Here is an 18901-nt window from a genome sequence, read left to right as displayed (position 1 = left end):
GCTCCTAACCCCTGATTATGGCTTCAAAGGGACATTTCTCCATACAAACGCCGCATTGAGCGCACTTGGCGGGATCAATTTTGTGCGGCTGTTTCTTTTCCCCGGCAATGGCTTCAACCGGGCAGTTTTTCTTACAAATCCCGCAAGCCTTGCATTTTTCTTCGATGATCTTATAACTGATCATGCCCTTGCACACCCCAGCCGGGCAGATTTTCTTCTCCACATGGAGCTCATACTCGTGCCGGAAAAATTTAAGGGTGCTTAAGATCGGGTTAGGTGCAGTCTGGCCCAGACCGCAAATAGAGGACATAATAATGTTTTCCCCTAAGCTCTGGAGGCGCTCCAGGTCTTCTTTCTCCCCTTTGCCGTCGACAATGCGCTGGAGAATTTCCAAGAGCCTGGTATTGCCTTCCCGGCAGGGAGTACACTTACCGCAGGATTCATGCCGCGTGAAAGAGAGAAAGAAGCGGGCCAGTTCGACCATGCAGGTAGATTCGTCCATCACCACCAGGCCGCCGGACCCCATCATGGCTCCGGCCTCCAGCAGAGAATCATAATCGATGGGGAGATCTAAATGCTCCTCGGTTAAACATCCCCCTGACGGGCCACCGATCTGGACAGCCTTAAACTTCTTGCCGCCGCTGATTCCGCCCCCGATATCAAAGACAATTTCCCTGAGGGTTATCCCCATAGGCACTTCGGCCAGTCCGGTATTGTTAAGCTTGCCGGTGAGGGCAAAGATTTTGGTGCCTTTGCTCTTTTCCGTGCCAATCTGGCTGTACTGTTCACTTCCCATGCCGATAATCACCGGAACATTGGCGAAGGTTTCCACATTGTTAATGTTGGTGGGGCGGTCCCACAGCCCCTTTACGGCTGGGTAAGGGGGCCTGGGCCTGGGCATACCGCGGTTGCCCTGAATCGATTCCATGAGGGCTGTTTCTTCCCCGCACACAAATGCCCCCGCACCTTGTTTAATCTTGATGGAAAAGCTAAAATCACTGCCTAGTATGTTCTGTCCAAGGTAACCCTTGGCCTCAGCCTGTTCGATGGCGATGGACAAGCGTTTGACAGCCAAGGGATATTCCGCCCGGATGTAGATATAACCCTCCCAGGCCCCGATCGCATACCCCCCGATCAACATTCCTTCCAGCACGGCATGGGGATCACCCTCGGAAATACTTCTATCCATAAAGGCACCGGGATCACCTTCATCGGCATTGCAAATGATGTATTTTTTATCAGCGGTGGATTTGCGGGCAAATTCCCATTTGATCCCTGTGGGGAAACCTCCCCCGCCTCTTCCTCTGAGTCCGGATGCCTTTATTTCTTGAATCACCTCTTCAGGCTGCATGGTAGTGAGCACCTTGTGCAGGGACTTGTATCCCCCCGAATTGATGTAGTCATCAATGTTTTCCGGATCGATAATCCCGCAGTTCTTGAGCACCAGACGTTGTTGTTTCTGATAAAAAGGGACGTCATGACGGGTCTTTATTTTTTCCTTAGTTGTCGGATCGACATACAGCAATTCTTCATAGACTTTTCCCTGCTTGAGACTGTCTATGAGGTTTGGCACATCCTCAGGCTTGACCCTGCAGTAAAATTCTTCCTCCGGCGTAATTAAGACAAGCGGCCCCATTTCACAAAAGCCGTGGCAGCCGGTGTATTTGAGCTCAAATTCTGCCTCCAAGCCTTGTTGGGAAAGTTCCTTTTCAATGGCATCGTGCACCAGCCGTGAATTGTTGGAGATGCACCCGGTACCGCCACACACGAGAATTCCTTTCACTAGACCGCCGCCTCCTGCCTCCGGTATTTGGCCAAGATTTCGGGAATCATTTCCGGGGTTAATTTCCCATGGATCTCATCATTCACTGACATGACAGGGGCCAGGCCGCATGCGCCGATGCAGGCTACGGACTCCAAAGTAAACTCCAGATCCTGTGTGGTCTCTCCGGTTTTTATCCCTAATTCCTCTTCCAGCTTGGCCATAATTGAGGCTCCGCCCCGGACATGGCAGGCTGTACCCGAGCAGACGCGGATAATATTTTTGCCCCGGGGATTTAAGTGGAACTGGGAATAAAAGGTTGCTACTCCAACCACTTTAGCCAGGGACAATTTCAGGCCTTCGGCAATTTGTTCCAACATTTCCCGAGAAAGATAGCCTTTCTGGTCCTGGGCTTCCTGCAGCAGCGGAATCAGGCCTCCATCAGTGCCACGGTACTTATCGAGTAACTTCGAGATGTCGTCCAATTCCTTCAACTCCTGATTGCGTTATCATTTAGTTAATTTATCCAACATTGGGCATCATATTCAGTTTTTAATAACAAAAGACACCGGTGAAGCTTGAAAAACTTAACCGGTGTCCGGTAATAATCTCGTGAGAGGGCTGAATTTTCACTCAAAATCAACTAAAATATAGAAAAACCTATCTTCAGTATAGGCAGCGTGCTTTCACCAAATCAAACATCAAGATTTTAAACTCCTCCGTGACAATCGCTAAACAGATGTGAGTCGGGGAAACCTGGCGGCAAAAGCCAGGGGTAAACTCAAGGCAAAATTCTTTAGGAATCTTCCGAACATAGAAAAAATACCCCAGTAAAAATAAGAGAATTACAAGTGGCAGCATCCCTGAGACAAATGCCGTCATGTCAACCTTCGTCAGGCTTAAAGCCAGCAGTATCGAAGAATACACCGGCAAAAATGACCCCCGGCATTGTTCACAATCGGAGCAGCAATCAAGACAGCCCCGGCCGAAGGCAAGAGCCCGATCACAAAGGGCGCGACCATGGCATTGACGCGCCTGCTGTTAAACAAGCCGCTCAATGATTTTCAGCAAGGGTGAGGTGGTCCCTATGCTCGAGCATCCTTTGCAGAAAGGTAATGCTATAAAAGGAACGGTTGCTTCAATTTCATAACACCGACAATCAGTGCTAAGATCACAACTAATTTAAGTATATCCATGATTTCTCCCCCCGAATAGTATCAAACCCGCAATACCCTGCCTAATGCAGGTTTGCGGGTTTTAACATTTCTTTAATTTGGTCGGAGCGACACGACTTGAACGTGCGGCCTCTACCACCCCAAGGTAGCGCTCTACCAAGCTGAGCTACGCCCCGACATTTGTTAGTATGGATGAGAAGGACTTATATAAAATACCACAATCATCAGCGAATTGCAAGTAAAAAATTTTATTAAAAATTTTAGCGTTTAAGAATTCTAATTAAGTTTTTGAGCTACAGATTTACCCTTTCTAACTTTGCCCCACTACTTCAATTTTGCGCACGCCATCAAGGGCGCTAAGCCCTGATAAAAGGTTTTCCGGGGTGTCAGCCATACCCGCAGTTTCAATTGAAATGGAAACATAGGCAATCCCTTGCAGGGGGATTCCCTGATTAATCGTCAGGATGTTTCCCTTGATAGAGGCAATGAAATTAAGGACATAAGACAAAATTCCAGCCCTGTTCTCAAGGATCAGAGAGATTGTGACGATTTTTTCCCGGCTGGCTTCGTAAAACGGAAAAACCCCATCTTTATATTTGTAGTAAGCGCTGCGGCTCAGTCCCACACTTTCCACCGCATCATTAACTGTGGCTACATCTCCTTTGGCCAGAAGTTCTTTAGCCCGGGCGGTTTTCAGAATAGCCTCGGGCAAAATGTCCTTACTGACAATTAAGAAATCTTTCCGCGGAATTGTCACGCCATTCGCTCCTACTTAATAAAACCTCAAAGTTTAAGCTAATAGGTATTATAAACAATCAAACACTCCTTCGCAATTCCATATCCATTCCTTATTACCTCTCTAAACTGTCTTCGGACTGACCACCTGGTCGCGGCGGGCCACAATAAATTTCGAATAAAGAGAAGAAAACGGAACTTGAACGAAGAAGGCAAGGGCTACCAGGAACACTACCATGCTCCCTTCCTGACCGCTGCCCAAGAGTGGTACCGCAATCCCTAAAGCCAGGGCAAGATAACGGACAGACGTTCCGTAAACAACGGCAATTCCGACCGGGTAATCCATTCCTCTGCTAAGCAAAGTACTTGTGCCAAACATCAGAACGTAGTAGAAAAGCAAAGGAATGATCCCTTTAACCACAAGCAACGGATTGGATACGAGCATTTTATTTGTGTCTAAAGACATAATCAAGAAAAGAACGAACAGAAGTCCGGTCGAGCTAAGCCCCGAAAACATAGGTTTAAGGCCTTTGTAATACGGCTGACCCTTGCGCTTGATGATAGCGCGCCTGGTGATATCTCCCAATACCAGAGGAATCGCGATCACAAAGAGCACTCTCATGAGGATAAAGAGCGGCCCGGCGCTGAGTAGCCCCCCGGCCAGAATCGGAAGCATAAACGGCAAAGCGACAATGATCACGATTAAACTGGTGGCGATAATGGACAAGGCAACTTTCAGGTTTCCTTTGGCTAGTTCTGTCCAGGTAGCCGTCATCCCGCTGGTAGGGATCAGAGAAATGAGGATTAGTCCTAGAGCCATGTATGGTTCATTAGCCAGAAAAATCTTGCCTAATAGATAGGCATAAACCGGGGATAGGATAAAATTAATTATAAGACTTGTAATAACCGGCTTTTTGTAATTCTTGATTTCGACCACATCCCCAATCTTTAAGTTGATAAACATCGGGTAAATCATTAAAAATGAAGCCGAGGCGCAAATTACAATGTTAAAAGGAATCCCTCCCAGGAAGTAACTGTTGGCTACTCCCAAGATCATGACTGTGAATATTAGTTTAGTCAGGTTTTTGCTCACGAACTTTAGTATGGGCATTTTGGCTTTCCCCCTTTGTCATTTTCCTTTATTCTATATACCCCTTACCTAGTATGGGTATATCTATGCCCAAATTATATCATTCAATACGAGAGATGCAAGGGGGAAAAACTCAACAATATCTTAATGACTAAGCAGGATGTTTAATTGTTGTTCGAGGTCAGTGCTGATAGCCCCACTATTTCCGACAATCGTTGAGGTAGAGATATACCCTTTATTGTAGAGCAAAAACGTACTGAGGGGAGAAGGAAGGTTCTTGGGAGGAAGCGCAACCATAAAGCCCCCGGTTTTCGCAGCCAGGGCTGCAGCCGGCAAGGCGTCTGCAATCGGTTTGCCGCCGCCGACATCTGAAGCACTCACCAAGGCGGAAGTAAAATAAAGCGGACTCTGAGGTGATTTGGTATTAAAATACTCTTGGAAAATGAGCTGTTCAGTTTCGTAGCGGTCATATCCCCCCAGCCGCTTAACTGAGTAAGACTGACGAAGAGTATTCTCAACATTCTGGCTGACAACCCCGGTTCCGCCAAGAATAACCACTTCCCGAGCATTCATCGCAGTCAGCCGATCCCGAACCGATGGGGACAAAACATCTCCGTCAGTGAGTAAAATCGAAATTCCCTTGGCGGCTGCGAACGCGCTGGCAGCCAAGGCATCCGGTTCAGCATAAGCGTTGGCAAGGAAGACCGTCCCTTGGGAACCGACCCAGGAAGATACCTGAACTGACGTCTCTACGCGATCAAGACCGGCGATCCGAATCACTCTAAGCCCCCGGTCCGTCAGGCTTTTCTCCACATCCTCGCTCACAGCCCCTGTCCCGCCGATCATCAAGACCGTACGGGCACCAAGTGTGCTGATCTCATCCGCTACTCTGGAGTCTAACGATCCGGACGGGGTCATGAGAATAGGTGCATCAAACTTCTTGGAGAGCGGCACTGCCACCATGGAATCTGCAACCAGATCATCCCGGGTGAGGATCACTGTATTGGCGCCGGTCCAGCCTTTACGCGCGATCTCCGCCGACATCCCTGCATTGTCCGCGGTACTGCTGACAATGCGGCCGCCGCTCTTATAGGCAGGTTCCACAGATAAACTTAACACCACATGCCCACCGTATAGTATGTTCACATTCCCCATTTTCGTGGGGGTCATCGCAAAACTAAACGTGCCATCGTACGATGTATTATATTGGGCGGAATTGGCTCCCACTTCTGTTCCGTCAACCGTCACCGGCTTGCGCCCAAGTGGATTCCCATCGGGATCAGTCAGCTTGACCGTGACCGTTTGCTTAGAGTTTTGAATCAGAGAGCCGGTCGCAGAGGCCACTGCGTTAACTACCGTAATCGTCCCGCTGGCATACCCGCCGTTCCTGTCCGAAATGACCAGGCTGTAATCTCCGATCTCATCTAAGATCACATTGGAAATGGTGTAATTGCCGCTCGAACCGCTGATTGAATAATAGGTTATCTTGCCGTCCGTATCTGAAATATAGGCGGTGACACTTCCAGAAAAAAGGTTATTACTGTCATCGTATAAAATAAGATGAATGGTGTTATTTGCATCCCCTACGATCAATGTCCGGTCGGAATCAGATTGAAAGACAAGGTAATTTAGTATGGGAACCGGATCAGTTGCTGCCAAGGCCAATTGAGGACTTAGCAGCAACCCAAAAATTATTGCAGAAATGAACACAGTTACTAGTCTTTTTTTCTTATAATTCACAGGGAATCTCCTCTCTTTCTTACTCATACCGCAAGGCATCGATCGGATCCATGCCGGCGGCTTTCCTGGCCGGAAACACCCCGAACACGATCCCAATTCCTGCCGAAAAGGCAAAGGCCATCAGCACTGAAAATACGGAGATACTTGCCGTCATATTTAGCATCCTTCCGATCAACTTGGAGCCGCTCCAGCCAAATATGATCCCTATTCCACCTCCCAGTACGCTTAAAATGACTGCTTCAATCAGAAACTGCATCAGAATATCACGGCCTTTGGCCCCGATAGCTTTGCGGATTCCTATTTCCCGCGTGCGTTCGGTTACCGACACCAGCATAATGTTCATAATCCCGATTCCGCCAACCAGCAGGGAAATGGCCGCAATCCCGCCTAAGAGCATGGTCATGGTCTGGGTCACCCCCTGCATTGTCTGCAGAACCTCGGCCTGGTTCATGATGGAGAAATCATCAGGCTGCCCGGCCTGAATCTTGTGTGCCTGCCTTAAAGCTATCGTGACTTCATCTTGGGCAGTCTGCATCATGTCGGCAGACGATGCCTCAATAAAAAACTGGCGCACATACTTATTTCCGATCAGACGCGCTTGTGCGGTTGTGATCGGGACAAAAATCATATCATCATTGTTCTGAAAGCCGGAGGATCCCTGGCTGGCCGTGACCCCTATCACTTGAAAAGGCACATTGTTCAGTTTGATAATTTTGCCCACAATATCGGCATCAGCCGAGCCCATGAGATTTTGGACGACGGTGGGGCCGACCACAGCCACCCTGGAGTACTGATCGACATCCGCTTGAGTTAAGAATCTCCCCCGTTCCATACTGACGCTGCGAATTACGGCATACTCAGAGGTTGTCCCGGTCACAGTCGTTGAAGTGTTGCCCGCACCGTATACTACCTGCGCATTCCGTCCTGCCGAAGGCGCGACCGCCTTCACCGCCGAACCCGCCGCTTCGATTTTGGGAAGATCGTTCATCGTCAAAGTATTGGCGCTCCCGGTTCCTCCCCTTACTCCCCCGCTGTTAGCCTGACCCGGGGAAACAATCAGGAGATTAGATCCCAAACCCTGGATCTGGGATGTGATTTGGGCAGTTGCCCCGTTGGCGATGCCAACCATGGCGATAACCGCACTGACACCGATAATAATTCCCAGCATGGTCAGGATGGAGCGCAGTTTATTGGCTAGCAGTGCCCTTAAGGACACGCGTACAGATTCGAGAAAATTCACGATACCGCCCCTCTCTCTTCACGTTCCTGAGACAGGGCCCGCCGCGGATTTGCGACTTGCTCATCTCCGACGATTTCTCCGTCCCGGAAGCGCACAATCCGCCTAGTGTATTCTGCAATATCCGGTTCATGCGTAACAATTAAAATGGTGTTGCCGCTGGCATGAAGATCCTGAAAAATGGCCATCACGTCCTCGCTGGAGTGAGTGTCCAAGTTGCCGGTCGGTTCATCAGCCAGAATAATGGCCGGCTTGGTCACCAAAGCCCGGGCAATGGCTACCCGCTGCTGCTGCCCACCGGAAAGTTCTTTGGGCTTATGGTGCACTCTTTCCCCAAGGCCTACGGCTTTGAGGGCCTCCAAAGCGCGCTCTTTTCTCTCCTTGCCTCCGACCCCGGCATATAAGAGCGGCAGCTCCACATTTTCCAAAGCAGTTGTCCGGGGCAATAAATTAAACCCCTGAAACACAAAACCAATCTTGCGGTTGCGAATCACTGCTAATTCATTGCCTGTAGCCCTGGCCACATTCACCCCGTCCAACATATACTCGCCCTCACTGGGAGTATCCAAGCAGCCGAGAATGTTCATCATCGTGGATTTCCCGGAACCGGAAGGGCCCATAATCGAGACAAACTCTCCTGCTCCTACTTCAAGATCTACCCCGCGCAATGCCGCAACCTCAATCTCACCCGTTGCATAAATCTTTTTAATCCCATGAAGCCTGATCAAATTCCCTCCCCCTTCCGCCTCAAACCCAGAGCAGTTTATCCGATGGCTAACCGCCACTAAGACTCCCACTCTTAAAGTGGGAGATAAGTGGCGATAAGCCCCTGGATAAGTTCAACTAAACTTCAGGAACAAGTGCGATAGTTCCACCGGAACTATCGGGGGTTAAAACCCCATCTGAAGTAAGTTTCCTTTATCCCCGTTAGCGAAGGGCACGGTTAAACTGTCCCAAACTGTTCTGTCCGCCGCCTCCTGTTCCCGGAAGCCCTGAAGCCGGTCGGCTGGTGTTTGTAGTACTGGTAGAACGCACTCCGACAATGATTTCTTGACCGTCAGTCAAACCGCTTTTCACTTCGGCATTGGTGCCATCGTCCAACCCAATCTCAACCGGAACTAGATGAGCTTCAATTCCGGCCGGGATGGCGGCCGCTCCAGACCATGCCCCAGATTGAGCTCCTGTATTTCTTTGTTGGCCTTGTTGGCCTTGTTGGTCTTGAGTTCCGGAAGCTTGGCCGCCTCGCCTATTGGCATTTCCACCGCTGCTTGGCACTCCCGCACCCCCTGCACCCGCTCCGTTGGGCGCTGCACCCGGAACTAAGACCATCGTGCGCTCGCCTATTCTTCTCACCGCTTCGCTGGGAATGGTGAGCACATTTTTCGCTTCGGCCAGGACAATCCCGACATTGACATTCATGCCCGCCCGTAGAAGATCAGAAGATTGATCAAGCTGAATCTCCGCCTTATAGGTTGTGACATTTTGCGTAGTCGTGCCTTGCAAATCCACTGAAGTCACGGTACCGCTGATATGCACGTTGGGAGCGGTGTCAAGGGTAATGTCAGCCTTTTGGCCGTTCTGTATCTGGGCGATGTCAGCCTGATCGATCACCGTATCCACTTGGAAATTCCCGGAGTCTGCAGCCAAAGTCATGATTGCTGTTTTATTATCAACGTTTTGATTGTTTTCCACGCTGACAGAGGTTATCACGCCATCGGCAGGCGCCTTAATGATCGCATTGTCCAGATTGGTCTGGGCCGTGGCCAAACTGCTTTCAGCCTGGGCCACACTGGCCTGGGCCGACAAGACATCGGCAGACGGTTGGCCCTGTTCATACTGGGTTACCTGTTCCTGAGCTTCCCTAAGCTTAGCCTGGGCTGCGGTATACTGAGCCTCGGCGGCAGCCAAAGCCTGAGCCGCTCCCCCGTTTAGTTCGCTTTCCGCAATGGTTAAGTTCTGCTGGGCCTGTGCAAGCTTGCCCTGAGCCCCTTGAATCTGGGCGGCATCTCCCGCCTGTTGGGCAGCTGCGAGGTCATTTCCGGCCTGAGTAAGATTTTGTTTAGCCATACTGACATTATTGTTTAAGATACCGGGATCAGCATTCTGTCTGGCTGTAGCGAGATTCTGGGTCGCTTGGCTCAAATTCTGCTGAGCTGTGGCCAAAGTGGAATAGACCGAAGAGTCAGCCGAACCCAGGGTTTGTTTTAATTTAGCCTGTGCGATTGCCAGATTGGCCCGGGCCTGATTGACATTTAACTGCAGACTGTCCGTTTCCAACTGCGCCAAAACTTGCCCTTGGGTCACTTTGTCTCCTACTTTGGCATTCAGTACCACCAATTTACCCCCTTGTTGGAATGTCAAAGGGATTAACTCCGGATACTTCACACTACCTGTGGCAGTAATTACTTTCTGCACATCACCGATGCGGGCATTCCCTGTGATGGCGGAAGCCGCAGCCGGTTTGGCGGTGAGCTTACTGTAGCCCCAGAAACCGCCACCCACAATCACGACGGCAGCAACGCCCAAGATTATCCACTTTCTTTTCATGACCCAATCTCCTCTTCTATGATCTAGGATTTCTTAGTCTTTATAGGTAGATATACTGTAAAACAAGCACCTTCTCCGAGCTTGCTTACAACTTCGATTCTGCCGCCGTGAGCCTGCACAAATTCCTTTGCTATGGCCAGGCCAAGCCCGGTGCCGCCGGTTTCCCGCCCCCGTGCCCGGTCGACCCGGTAAAACCGGTCAAAAATATGAGTAAGTTCTTCTTCCGGAATGCCAACCCCTGTATCTTGGATGCTGACTTTTATCCATTCCCTGTTTTCTGGTTTTGGAAGAGAAAACTCTGAGTCAGTGCTCCTTTGCTCCTGATTCTTATTACCACTGCGGCGGGCGAGTTTGTCCCTGACATTCGTACCGGTCCCTGATTTGGCCTCCGGCAAGGTAAGATCAGATTCTTGACTGACACTGACACTGATTCGTCCTCCCGGGGGAGTATGCAGCAATGCATTCCCGATGAGATTGACAAAAACCTGGGTCAGGCGATCAGGATCAGCCTCTGCCGCATAAGTTTGGTCCGGATTGATAATAAAAGATTGTTCAATCTGCCGGGTCTCAAATTCAATGGCAAACTGTTCTAAGATCCGGCTTAAAATGTTCGCAATATCCACCTGAACAAGGTGAAGCGGCAATTTTCCCGCTTCAGCCAGGCTTAACTGTTGCAAGTCCTGAACCAAGCGGGTTAATCTGATGGTTTCATCCTGAATCGGGAGCAGGGTTTCAGGGCTCATCGGCAATACCCCGTCCTGAAGAGATTCAAGCTTGCCGAAAATTACCGCCAGCGGAGTACGCAGCTCATGTGCAATATCAGCGACCATGTTGCGCCTTACTTCCTCATTGCGGGCCAACTGTTCAGTCATTTGATTAAACGCATGACTCAGCATGGCAATATCGTCTTTGCCCTTCGCTTTTACCTTAAGCCTCGTACTTAAGTCTCCTTTAGCCACTTTCTTGACCGCCTCTGTTAAATTACGCAATGGTTCTGTGAAGCGGCTGGTCAGAATAATACCCAGAATTAAGGCCAAAATCGTAGTTAGAACCAGTCCCACAATCATGGAATTGATGATCGTACGTCCGACTGAGCGGGCTAACCGGCTCTGGCGCACAACCAGCTTGTCATCCAGCCAAAAATAACCCACGGTCTGGTTTCCGACCTTAACTTCCGACAAATGCCCAGTAAGTCTGGACGTTTGGGGCAAGTCCGCGAGACTTTTACCTACCTCACTTGGCCGGGAACTTGCCACGATTTTATGCTCCAGATCGAAGACATAAAGCCTGTCGCTGTTGCGCTCAACCGCCAGTTCCCGGCGGTCGGAATCTTCCATAAGGCGCAGGACATAATCTTGGACATGGTCCCAACTTTGATGTTCCGAATAATAAGAGGAAAGCCAGCTGTTCCATTGTTGATTAAACCCTTGCTGCACGTAAGTGACGGCGTGCCCCATGAGAAATTCCACGGACGTCAAAGAAATGGCCGCGAACACCAAGGACATAAAGACAACCATGCCGATTAAAGCAATTAAGAACTTGCGTTTTAAGGTCACCGCACGTCACCAAACCTATATCCAACCCCGAACACCGTCTGAATATAAACAGGCTCGGCAGGGTTGTCCTCAATTTTTTTACGCAGGTTAGATATATGCGTATCAATTGAGCGTTCGTAATTCAAATACTCTTCCCCCATAGCCCGGCTCAGAAGCTGCAACCGGCTGTATGCAATACCCGGACGGGCTGCGAGCACTTGCAAAATATTAAATTCCGTGCGGGTTAACTGAACTTCTTCACCTCTTTTCCAAACCCGGTGGCTGAGAGGATCAATATTCAATTCCCCTCGCACCAGATTCTGAGGTACATCTGTTTTATCGATGCCGGAACGGCGGAGTGCACTGCGGATACGGGCCAGCATTTCGCGCAAACTGAAGGGCTTTACGATATAGTCATCCGCCCCAACCTCAAGCCCGAGCACCCGGTCCACTTCTTCAGACTTGGCCGTCAACATAATAATGGGGATCGAGCTGGTCTTGCGCAATGTTTTGCATATTTCCAATCCACTCATGTCCGGCAGCATCCAATCCAAAACGATCAAGTCCGGAGCATCCGTTTCAAATAAGTGCATTGCTTCCAATCCGCCGGAGGCCGTTAAGACGCGAAAACCCTCACGTTCTAAATAATCGCGCACTAGGGACTGAATTTCCGGTTCATCGTCAACCAACAGTATTTTAGGTTCCATGTCTGATACCTACTTTCATACAAGCAATTAACATTATTATAACGTCCAAATATGTAAACATTCTCAGGAAGTTTTTAAGATTTTGTGAAGAAAAATTGGAGTAGAATAATTATTAGAGAAAAAGAAAAGAGTCGTCTAATTTTTTCATTTAGACAACTCTTTTATCTCCTACTGACTCCTGACTCCTGACTACTGACTACTGAATTCTACTTAAAAGCAATACCTCAGATAATGATACAGATCAAGCCGCCGTTGCCGTCGTTTACAATGCGCTGGAGGGTATCCTGAAGCTTATGCTGGGCGTTTTCCGGCATACGGTAGAGCTTATTCTGAATGCCTTCGCGCACCAGGTCGTGGAGAGATTTGCCGAAAATATTGGATTCCCAAACCTTCTTCGGATCGCTCTCAAACTCATCCAGAATATAGCGCACCAGTTCTTCGGCCTGTTTTTCCGTACCGATCAAAGGAGTAATCTCCGTGGTCACATCTGCACGCAGGATGTGCAGAGAGGGAGCGCTGGCTTTAAGCTTGATTCCATAATGGCCGCCTTGTTTTACCAGCTCAGGCTCATCCAGGAACATTTCCTCCAGTTGTGGGGTTACTACACCGTAGCCATTGGTCTGAACTTCCTCAATCGCTGAGGAGATTTTGTCCCACTCGCGCTTGGCTTTGCTGTAGTCTATCACCATGCGCATCAGATTGTGTTCTCCGTCAATATCGACACCCGTAAGTTCTTGCAAGACTTTCTTAAAGAGGCCGTCAATGGCTGTCATTTCAATATTGGCGATCCCTGTCCCGAGATTCATTTCCTTAAGCACAACGTCTTGGGCATGAGGGCATTCAGCCAGAGCGTCCAGAGCACTGTCGATATCCCTCAGCCTTTGAATCTCCTCCACAGCCTGACGTACGGTCGCTTCAAAGCTGGCACGCACGGGGTGGCTCTGGTCTAATTCTTCAACCCACTTGGGCAGCTCAATATTTACTTCGGCCACTGGGAATTCATAGAGAACCTCTTCCAGAATCTGCATAATATCTTCCGTCGTCATTTCCTGACAATCAACAGAAAGCACCGGCACTCCATATTTCTCCTCCAGGGAGCGGCAGAGTTCCAGGGTATGTTCGGCATAGGGCCTGGTTGTGTTAAGCACTACAACATAGGGTTTCCCGAGCTGTTTTAGTTCGGCAATCACCCGTTCTTCAGCATCCAGGTAGGCTTCCCGCCCGATTTCCGTAACTGAGCCATCCGTCGTGATGACGATTCCGATCGTGGAATGATCATTAATTACTTTGCGCGTTCCAATCTCAGCCGCGTCTTGGAATGGAATTGATTCCTCATTCCAAGGAGTATTCACCATCCGTGGCTCTTCCCCATCCTCATCGGTATAGCCGAGCGCTCCCTCTACCGCATAGCCGACGCAGTCTACCAGGCGCACATTCATGTGGATCGCGTCTCTCACGATAATTTCTACCGCTTCCGACGGAATGAATTTGGGTTCGGTGGTCATGATCGTCCGGCCTGCCCCGCTTTGCGGCAGCTCGTCTTTCGCCCGCTCCCGCTCGAATACGTCCATAATATTGGGCAAAACCAGGAGGTCCATGAAACGTTTGATAAAGGTGGACTTCCCTGTGCGGACCGGCCCAACGACACCGAGGTAGATATCGCCATTGGTGCGTTCAGCGATATCTTTAAAAATGTCCACTTTTTCCATCTTACTATATTCCCTCCCTTTTGAGTGCTGTCCCACAATTGGGGAAGGGTCCCCACCTTATCTCCCTTCCACCCCCTAATCGGTTGATGATCATCGGCTGCCTGGACTAGCACATTAAGCAGTATAAATATATTGATCTTCTTGGAGGAATATGCCAAGCAAGCGCAAGAAACTTTTGTACAATCCTAAAAAAAGTATTCACTCTCTGAGATTTACGCACGGTTTTAGCGAAATATTCGTAAAAAAGAGAAAGCCAGGATTTACCATGGCTTTCCGTTTCTTAAACCTTATTGCCTTAATCATTGCTAAGAATTGTTCGGCAAGGAATCTTGCTTGGATCCATTGTTTATGGCTATTTAAGCTGGATAAGCTTTTACTTAGTCTTACTCAGCGTAAGCGCTGCCACTTCCTCCATCTCATGGCGCTTGCCGCGCAGCATGAGTTCAGATACCGCCTGCTTTAGGTCAGCCCCTTCATTCAGGATCTTATACGCCTGCTCCGTGATTGGCATGGCAATGCCTTTATCCTGGCTCAGTTCATAGGCCACTTTAGTGGTGCGCACTCCTTCCACGACCATACCCACCTCTTCCAAAACCTGGGCCAGCGGCTTGCCCTGACCCAGGGCAACCCCGGCACGGCGGTTGCGGCTATGCATGCTGGTGCAAGTCACGATCAGATCCCCGATGCCGGCCAAACCAGCAAAAGTCAGGGGATGCCCCCCCATAGCCACCCCGAGGCGGGCGATTTCGGCCAAGCCCCGGGTCATCAGGGCTGCCATGGTATTGTCTCCAAATCCCAGACCGTCCGCAATTCCTGTACAAAGGGCAATGACATTTTTTAAGGCGCCCCCCAGCTCAACCCCGATCAGATCAGGATTGGTATATACCCGGAAGTTCGGAGTCATGACCAGGTCCTGCACACTCGCGGCCGTATCCAAATCCGAAGCAACCACCACCGCTGTCGGCATATCGCGCCCGACTTCCTCCGCGTGGCTCGGTCCGGATAAAACGGCTACCCGGTTCCCCGGAAGCTCCTGACTCAGCACTTGGGATAAGCGCAGGTGCGTACCTTCCTCCAGCCCTTTAGCCGTATTGACAATAATACTGCCTTCACGGACATAGGGCCTGGCTAAACGCCCCGCTCCCCGCACACCGTGCGACGGCACGGCAAAGATGACGAGATCGGCCGCCAAAGCCTGCACATCTGTTGTCAGTTTGAGTGCGGGCGGCAATTCCACGCCCGGTAAATATTTTGTATTTTCCCGGCGTTCTTGCATCTGGGTGATTTGCTCCTGATTCCGTCCAATGAGCGTAAGCTCATGACCGGCTTTTGAGAGCATCACCGCCAGGGCCGTCCCCCAGCTGCCGGCTCCATAGACCGCAATCTTGGCCATCCCTTAACCCCCTCAGGAAATTTTCTTACTCCCAAAGCGATGTTCTGTCCCTTTAAGGATCCGTTGAAAATTTGTACGGTGCCTGATAACCACAACCAGGGCTGCAACCAGGCCAAACGTCCGGTAGGCCAGGGGCTCCGGCAACACAAAAACGGAAATCGCCACCGTCAGTGCTCCGACTACCGATCCCAAGGAAACATAACGAGTGATTGCTACTACTAAAATGAATAACGTTACGGCTAACAATGTGATTTTTGGCATTAAGACACTAATAATTCCGAGACCCGAAGCCACACCCTTTCCACTTGGCTTAAAACCAAAGAAAGGATTCCAGCTGTGTCCGGTCATCGCCAAAAGGCCTCCGATAATTCCGCCCCAGGAGCCAAAAGCCTGATACGTCAGCCAGGCTGCCAAGGCACCTTTAAGCGCATCGCCAAGGAGTACCCCTATTCCCAATTTGGCTCCTAACAGGCGGAAAGCATTGGTCGTCCCGATATTGCCGCTGCCGGCCTTGCGCACATCAACTCCCTTTAAACGCCCGGCCAGGTAAGCAAACGGAATCGCCCCCAGAAAATACGCCACCACAAATAATGCGTACTCCATTACTTCTCCCTCTCCTCATCTCTTTGGCGCACCACAATGCGAATGGGCGACCCTTCAAACCCGAAGCTTTGCCGCAGCTGGTTTTCCAGATACCTGCGGTAAGAAAAATGCATCAGTTCCGGATCATTCACAAAGAAGACAAAGGTTGGCGGCTTTACCCCCACTTGAGTCAGATACAGGATTTTCAAGCGCTGGCCTTTATCCGTAGGGGGCGGATTTAAGTGCACCCACTCCCGTACCAGGCCGTTTAAAGTGGACGTGGCCACCCGGGTGGAATTCTGCTCGGCCACAAAATCCACCAGCTCAATAATTTTGTTAACCCGCTGCCCTGTTTTGGCAGAGATGAAAAGAGTAGGAGCATATTGCATAAACCCGAGTTCTTCCCGGATTTGCCGCTCGAACTTATTCATGGTCTTTTCATCTTTTTCAACAATATCCCATTTATTAACGATTAAGACAATCCCTTTCCCGGCTTCATGCGCATATCCGGCAATTTTCTTGTCCTGTTCCGTAACCCCCTCCTGGGCGTCGATCAGCATCAGAATCACATCCGAGCGGTCCACTGCCCTAAGGGAACGCACCACGCTGTAATACTCCGTCACTTCCTCGATCCGCCCTTTGCGCCTCATGCCTGCAGTATCGATCAGCACGTAGCTTTTGCCTTCATAGGTAAAGGGAGTGTCAATGGCATCCCGGGTAGTGCCCGGAATATTGCTTACTATGACCCGTTCCTCGCCGATCAGTTTATTGACCAAGGAGGACTTCCCGACATTGGGCCGGCCGATAACCGCAATCCGGATAACATCCGGAGCGTACTCCTCTTCATCTTCTTCCGGGAAGCGGGAGACGACCGCGTCTAGTAAATCCCCGGTATTCATCCCGTGGACAGCTGAAATCGGGATCGGTTCCCCCAGGCCAAGCTGCAAGAACTCATATAATTCTCCCTCGGCTTCAGCCTTGGCAAAATTCTCGACTTTATTGGCAGCCAGCAGCACCGGTTTACCGGAACGGCGCAAAGTCCGGGCAATCATCTCATCATCCGGAGTAAGAGTGGCCTTGGCATCGACCAAAAAAATTATAACATCTGCTTCCTCTATGGCTAATTCAGCCTGCCGCCGGATTTGCGCGGATATCGGGGTGGTCTCTTCTTTAAACTCAATCCCCCCGGTATCAATTAAGGTAAATTTGCGCCCCAGCCACTCCGACTCACGGTAGAGCCGGTCGCGGGTGACTCCGGGTTTATTCTCAACGATCGCGACCATGCCCCCGGCAATCCGGTTAAAAAGCGTGGATTTGCCGACATTTGGCCGGCCAACGATGGCTACGACCGGTTTACTCAATGTTTTACACCCCCCGTATTCGATCTAATCAGTGCTTCCAAGAATCTGAGCCCATGATTTTCAACAATGACGGCTTGGCCGTTGATCTTCTGCTCGAGCCACCCCACGCTGCGGTCATCAAGGAAAATATCCTCATCCCGCTTCAGCATAATCTCTGGAAGTAAAAATTCTTGCCCTTTAAGATCCTCGATCTGGGCAGCGATGTCCTGAGCGGTCAAAAGTCCCGCGACCGTAACCGTGCTGCCGAAGAAATCATTGCGGATGGAGTGGATAATAAGGGATAGTCCTTGAACCCTGGCTTCAAGCTTGTGCTTAAGCTCATGGAAAAAGCTTGCAGCCGACGTACCGGTCACAAGATGGAGCATGCGCGGTGGAATTTCCGCCGGCAGCTGGTCCCAGCCCTCGGCAAGCTCCGCCAGGAACTTCGCTCCCATGCCCACCCCGTTTTCCAATTGGGGAAAGCCGTCATAGTCTTCAGCCTTCGGGAGTTCCTCTCCGGCCAGGACATAGAACTCATCGGCAAAATAGACCAGACGGCGTCCGGTTTCACGGGCAAAGCTATCCTGCCACATGTGTCCCTCTTTAAGGAGGGTACGCGCCTCCGCGCCGGTAAACGGGCGCAAAGGAGTGAGACGTTCCCGGTACTTTGTCAGTCCGACCGGGACCACCGCAATCGACTGAACCTGGGGATAAAAGCTGCCCAGGTGCGTTACGGTGTCACGCAGCACCTCCCCGTCATTATACCCGGGAACCAAGACAATCTGCGTGTGCATCAGAATGCCGGCTTCAGCCAGCCGCCGGATCTGGGTGGGCACATCCCCGGCCCGTTGATTGGTCATCAGCCTGACTCTGGCCTCAGGATTCCAGGCATGCACAGAGATGTACAAAGGGCTTAAGTGCAGATCCAGGATTCTTTGAAACTCCGCCTCGGACAGATTGGAAAGCGTCACAAAGCTCCCTTGGCTTAAGGAAAGCCGGTAATCATCATCTTTATCATATAGGGAGGGCCTCATTCCTTTAGGCATTTGCGCCACAAAACAGAATACACAGTTGTTGGTGCAGTATTTGAGACCCCCTGCACTGACTTTTTCTACCTCTAACCCTAAAAACTCTCCCGGGTCTTTTTCGATCTCGATCTCCCATACCTCTCCATCCGGCTTTTCGATCAGCATAGTAAACTCTTCATCTGCCGTCAAGAACTGAAAATCAATAATATCCCGAAGTTCCTGGCCGCTTACCGCCAGCACTTTATCCCCAGGCGCAATTTCCATTTCTTCGGCAATTCCACCCGCTTCCACCCGGGCAACCACAAGCCCCTTCGCCAAAAG

At 50.3% G+C, this 18901-nt stretch carries 17 protein-coding genes and 1 tRNA gene; all 18 read right to left on the bottom strand.

Features of this window, described 5'->3' with window-relative positions; all coding sequences use genetic code 11:
- Positions 1 to 4: 4 nt before the first annotated feature.
- The 18 genes from nuoF to J0X21_RS07545 all read right to left on the bottom strand — a co-directional run bounded on the left by nuoF (position 5) and on the right by J0X21_RS07545 (position 18898).
- Positions 5 to 1783, bottom strand: coding sequence for an NADH-quinone oxidoreductase subunit NuoF (nuoF, locus tag J0X21_RS07630; protein WP_206811599.1), 1779 nt, complete (start codon positions 1781 to 1783; stop codon positions 5 to 7).
- The gene (gene nuoE / locus J0X21_RS07625; RefSeq protein WP_236006137.1) at positions 1783 to 2247 is read right to left on the bottom strand and encodes an NADH-quinone oxidoreductase subunit NuoE; all 465 of its coding nucleotides are present in this window, start codon (positions 2245 to 2247) and stop codon (positions 1783 to 1785) included. Before nuoE ends, nuoF begins: the two co-directional genes overlap by 1 nt.
- 181 nt (positions 2248 to 2428) lie before the next feature.
- A complete protein-coding gene (locus J0X21_RS07620) occupies positions 2429 to 2689 on the bottom strand; it encodes a hypothetical protein (RefSeq protein WP_206811597.1) in 261 nt (86 codons plus the stop codon).
- The gene (locus tag J0X21_RS07615; RefSeq protein ID WP_206811596.1) at positions 2662 to 2820 is read right to left on the bottom strand and encodes a hypothetical protein; all 159 of its coding nucleotides are present in this window, start codon (positions 2818 to 2820) and stop codon (positions 2662 to 2664) included. The genes J0X21_RS07620 and J0X21_RS07615 overlap by 28 nt, the downstream gene beginning before the upstream one ends.
- 216 nt (positions 2821 to 3036) lie before the next feature.
- Positions 3037 to 3113: transfer RNA gene (locus J0X21_RS07610), tRNA-Pro, on the bottom strand.
- Positions 3114 to 3247: 134 nt separating this feature from the next.
- On the bottom strand, positions 3248 to 3694 hold the full coding sequence (locus J0X21_RS07605) for an ACT domain-containing protein (protein ID WP_206811595.1): 447 nt from the start codon (positions 3692 to 3694) through the stop codon (positions 3248 to 3250).
- A 102-nt stretch (positions 3695 to 3796) separates the two neighbouring features.
- The gene (locus tag J0X21_RS07600; protein ID WP_206811594.1) at positions 3797 to 4783 is read right to left on the bottom strand and encodes an arsenic resistance protein; all 987 of its coding nucleotides are present in this window, start codon (positions 4781 to 4783) and stop codon (positions 3797 to 3799) included.
- Between the two features lie 123 nt (positions 4784 to 4906).
- Positions 4907 to 6502 carry a cell wall-binding repeat-containing protein gene (locus J0X21_RS07595; protein WP_328812509.1) on the bottom strand — a complete coding sequence of 532 codons (1596 nt, stop codon included), beginning with the start codon at positions 6500 to 6502 and terminating at the stop codon, positions 4907 to 4909.
- A gap of 19 nt (positions 6503 to 6521) precedes the next feature.
- Positions 6522 to 7742, bottom strand: a complete 1221-nt coding sequence (locus J0X21_RS07590; RefSeq protein ID WP_206811592.1) for an ABC transporter permease — start codon at positions 7740 to 7742, stop codon at positions 6522 to 6524.
- On the bottom strand, positions 7739 to 8467 hold the full coding sequence (locus J0X21_RS07585) for an ABC transporter ATP-binding protein (RefSeq protein WP_206811591.1): 729 nt from the start codon (positions 8465 to 8467) through the stop codon (positions 7739 to 7741). The genes J0X21_RS07590 and J0X21_RS07585 overlap by 4 nt, the downstream gene beginning before the upstream one ends.
- A gap of 199 nt (positions 8468 to 8666) precedes the next feature.
- Positions 8667 to 10286 (bottom strand): efflux RND transporter periplasmic adaptor subunit, encoded by a 1620-nt coding sequence (locus J0X21_RS07580; RefSeq protein WP_206811590.1) that lies wholly within the window; start codon positions 10284 to 10286, stop codon positions 8667 to 8669.
- 23 nt (positions 10287 to 10309) lie between these two features.
- Positions 10310 to 11842: a HAMP domain-containing sensor histidine kinase gene (locus J0X21_RS07575; RefSeq protein ID WP_328812506.1), complete on the bottom strand. Its 1533-nt coding sequence runs from the start codon at positions 11840 to 11842 to the stop codon at positions 10310 to 10312.
- Entirely contained in the window at positions 11839 to 12528 is a 690-nt protein-coding gene (locus tag J0X21_RS07570; RefSeq protein WP_206811589.1) for a response regulator transcription factor, read from the bottom strand. The genes J0X21_RS07575 and J0X21_RS07570 overlap by 4 nt, the downstream gene beginning before the upstream one ends.
- A 224-nt stretch (positions 12529 to 12752) precedes the next feature.
- Positions 12753 to 14237, bottom strand: a complete 1485-nt coding sequence (gene spoIVA, locus J0X21_RS07565) for a stage IV sporulation protein A (RefSeq protein ID WP_206811588.1) — start codon at positions 14235 to 14237, stop codon at positions 12753 to 12755.
- Between the two features lie 373 nt (positions 14238 to 14610).
- Positions 14611 to 15630 carry an NAD(P)H-dependent glycerol-3-phosphate dehydrogenase gene (locus J0X21_RS07560; RefSeq protein ID WP_206811587.1) on the bottom strand — a complete coding sequence of 340 codons (1020 nt, stop codon included), beginning with the start codon at positions 15628 to 15630 and terminating at the stop codon, positions 14611 to 14613.
- 12 nt (positions 15631 to 15642) lie between these two features.
- Complete coding sequence (gene plsY, locus J0X21_RS07555; protein ID WP_206811586.1) at positions 15643 to 16233, bottom strand: glycerol-3-phosphate 1-O-acyltransferase PlsY; 591 nt, start codon at positions 16231 to 16233, stop codon at positions 15643 to 15645.
- Entirely contained in the window at positions 16233 to 17573 is a 1341-nt protein-coding gene (der, locus tag J0X21_RS07550; RefSeq protein WP_206811585.1) for a ribosome biogenesis GTPase Der, read from the bottom strand. Before der ends, plsY begins: the two co-directional genes overlap by 1 nt.
- Positions 17570 to 18898, bottom strand: a complete 1329-nt coding sequence (locus tag J0X21_RS07545) for a DUF512 domain-containing protein (protein ID WP_206811584.1) — start codon at positions 18896 to 18898, stop codon at positions 17570 to 17572. The genes der and J0X21_RS07545 overlap by 4 nt, the downstream gene beginning before the upstream one ends.
- Positions 18899 to 18901: the final 3 nt, after the last annotated feature.

The sequence above is a fragment of the Paradesulfitobacterium ferrireducens genome (assembly GCF_017310645.1).
GTDB classification, from domain to species: Bacteria; Bacillota; Desulfitobacteriia; order Desulfitobacteriales; family Desulfitobacteriaceae; genus Paradesulfitobacterium; species Paradesulfitobacterium ferrireducens.
Note: the sequence above shows the minus strand (reverse complement) of the source record. Positions and strands in the feature narration are given on the sequence as shown.

Bases quoted from the DNA above. Each gene is read 5' to 3' on its own strand.
- J0X21_RS07560 (WP_206811587.1), bottom strand. From the start codon at position 15,630: ATGGCCAAGATTGCGGTCTATGGAGCCGGCAGCTGGGGGACGGCCCTG.
- plsY (WP_206811586.1), bottom strand. From the start codon at position 16,233: ATGGAGTACGCATTATTTGTGGTGGCGTATTTTCTGGGGGCGATTCCG.
- spoIVA (WP_206811588.1), bottom strand. From the start codon at position 14,237: ATGGAAAAAGTGGACATTTTTAAAGATATCGCTGAACGCACCAATGGC.
- J0X21_RS07580 (WP_206811590.1), bottom strand. From the start codon at position 10,286: ATGAAAAGAAAGTGGATAATCTTGGGCGTTGCTGCCGTCGTGATTGTG.
- J0X21_RS07570 (WP_206811589.1), bottom strand. From the start codon at position 12,528: ATGGAACCTAAAATACTGTTGGTTGACGATGAACCGGAAATTCAGTCC.
- J0X21_RS07600 (WP_206811594.1), bottom strand. From the start codon at position 4,783: ATGCCCATACTAAAGTTCGTGAGCAAAAACCTGACTAAACTAATATTC.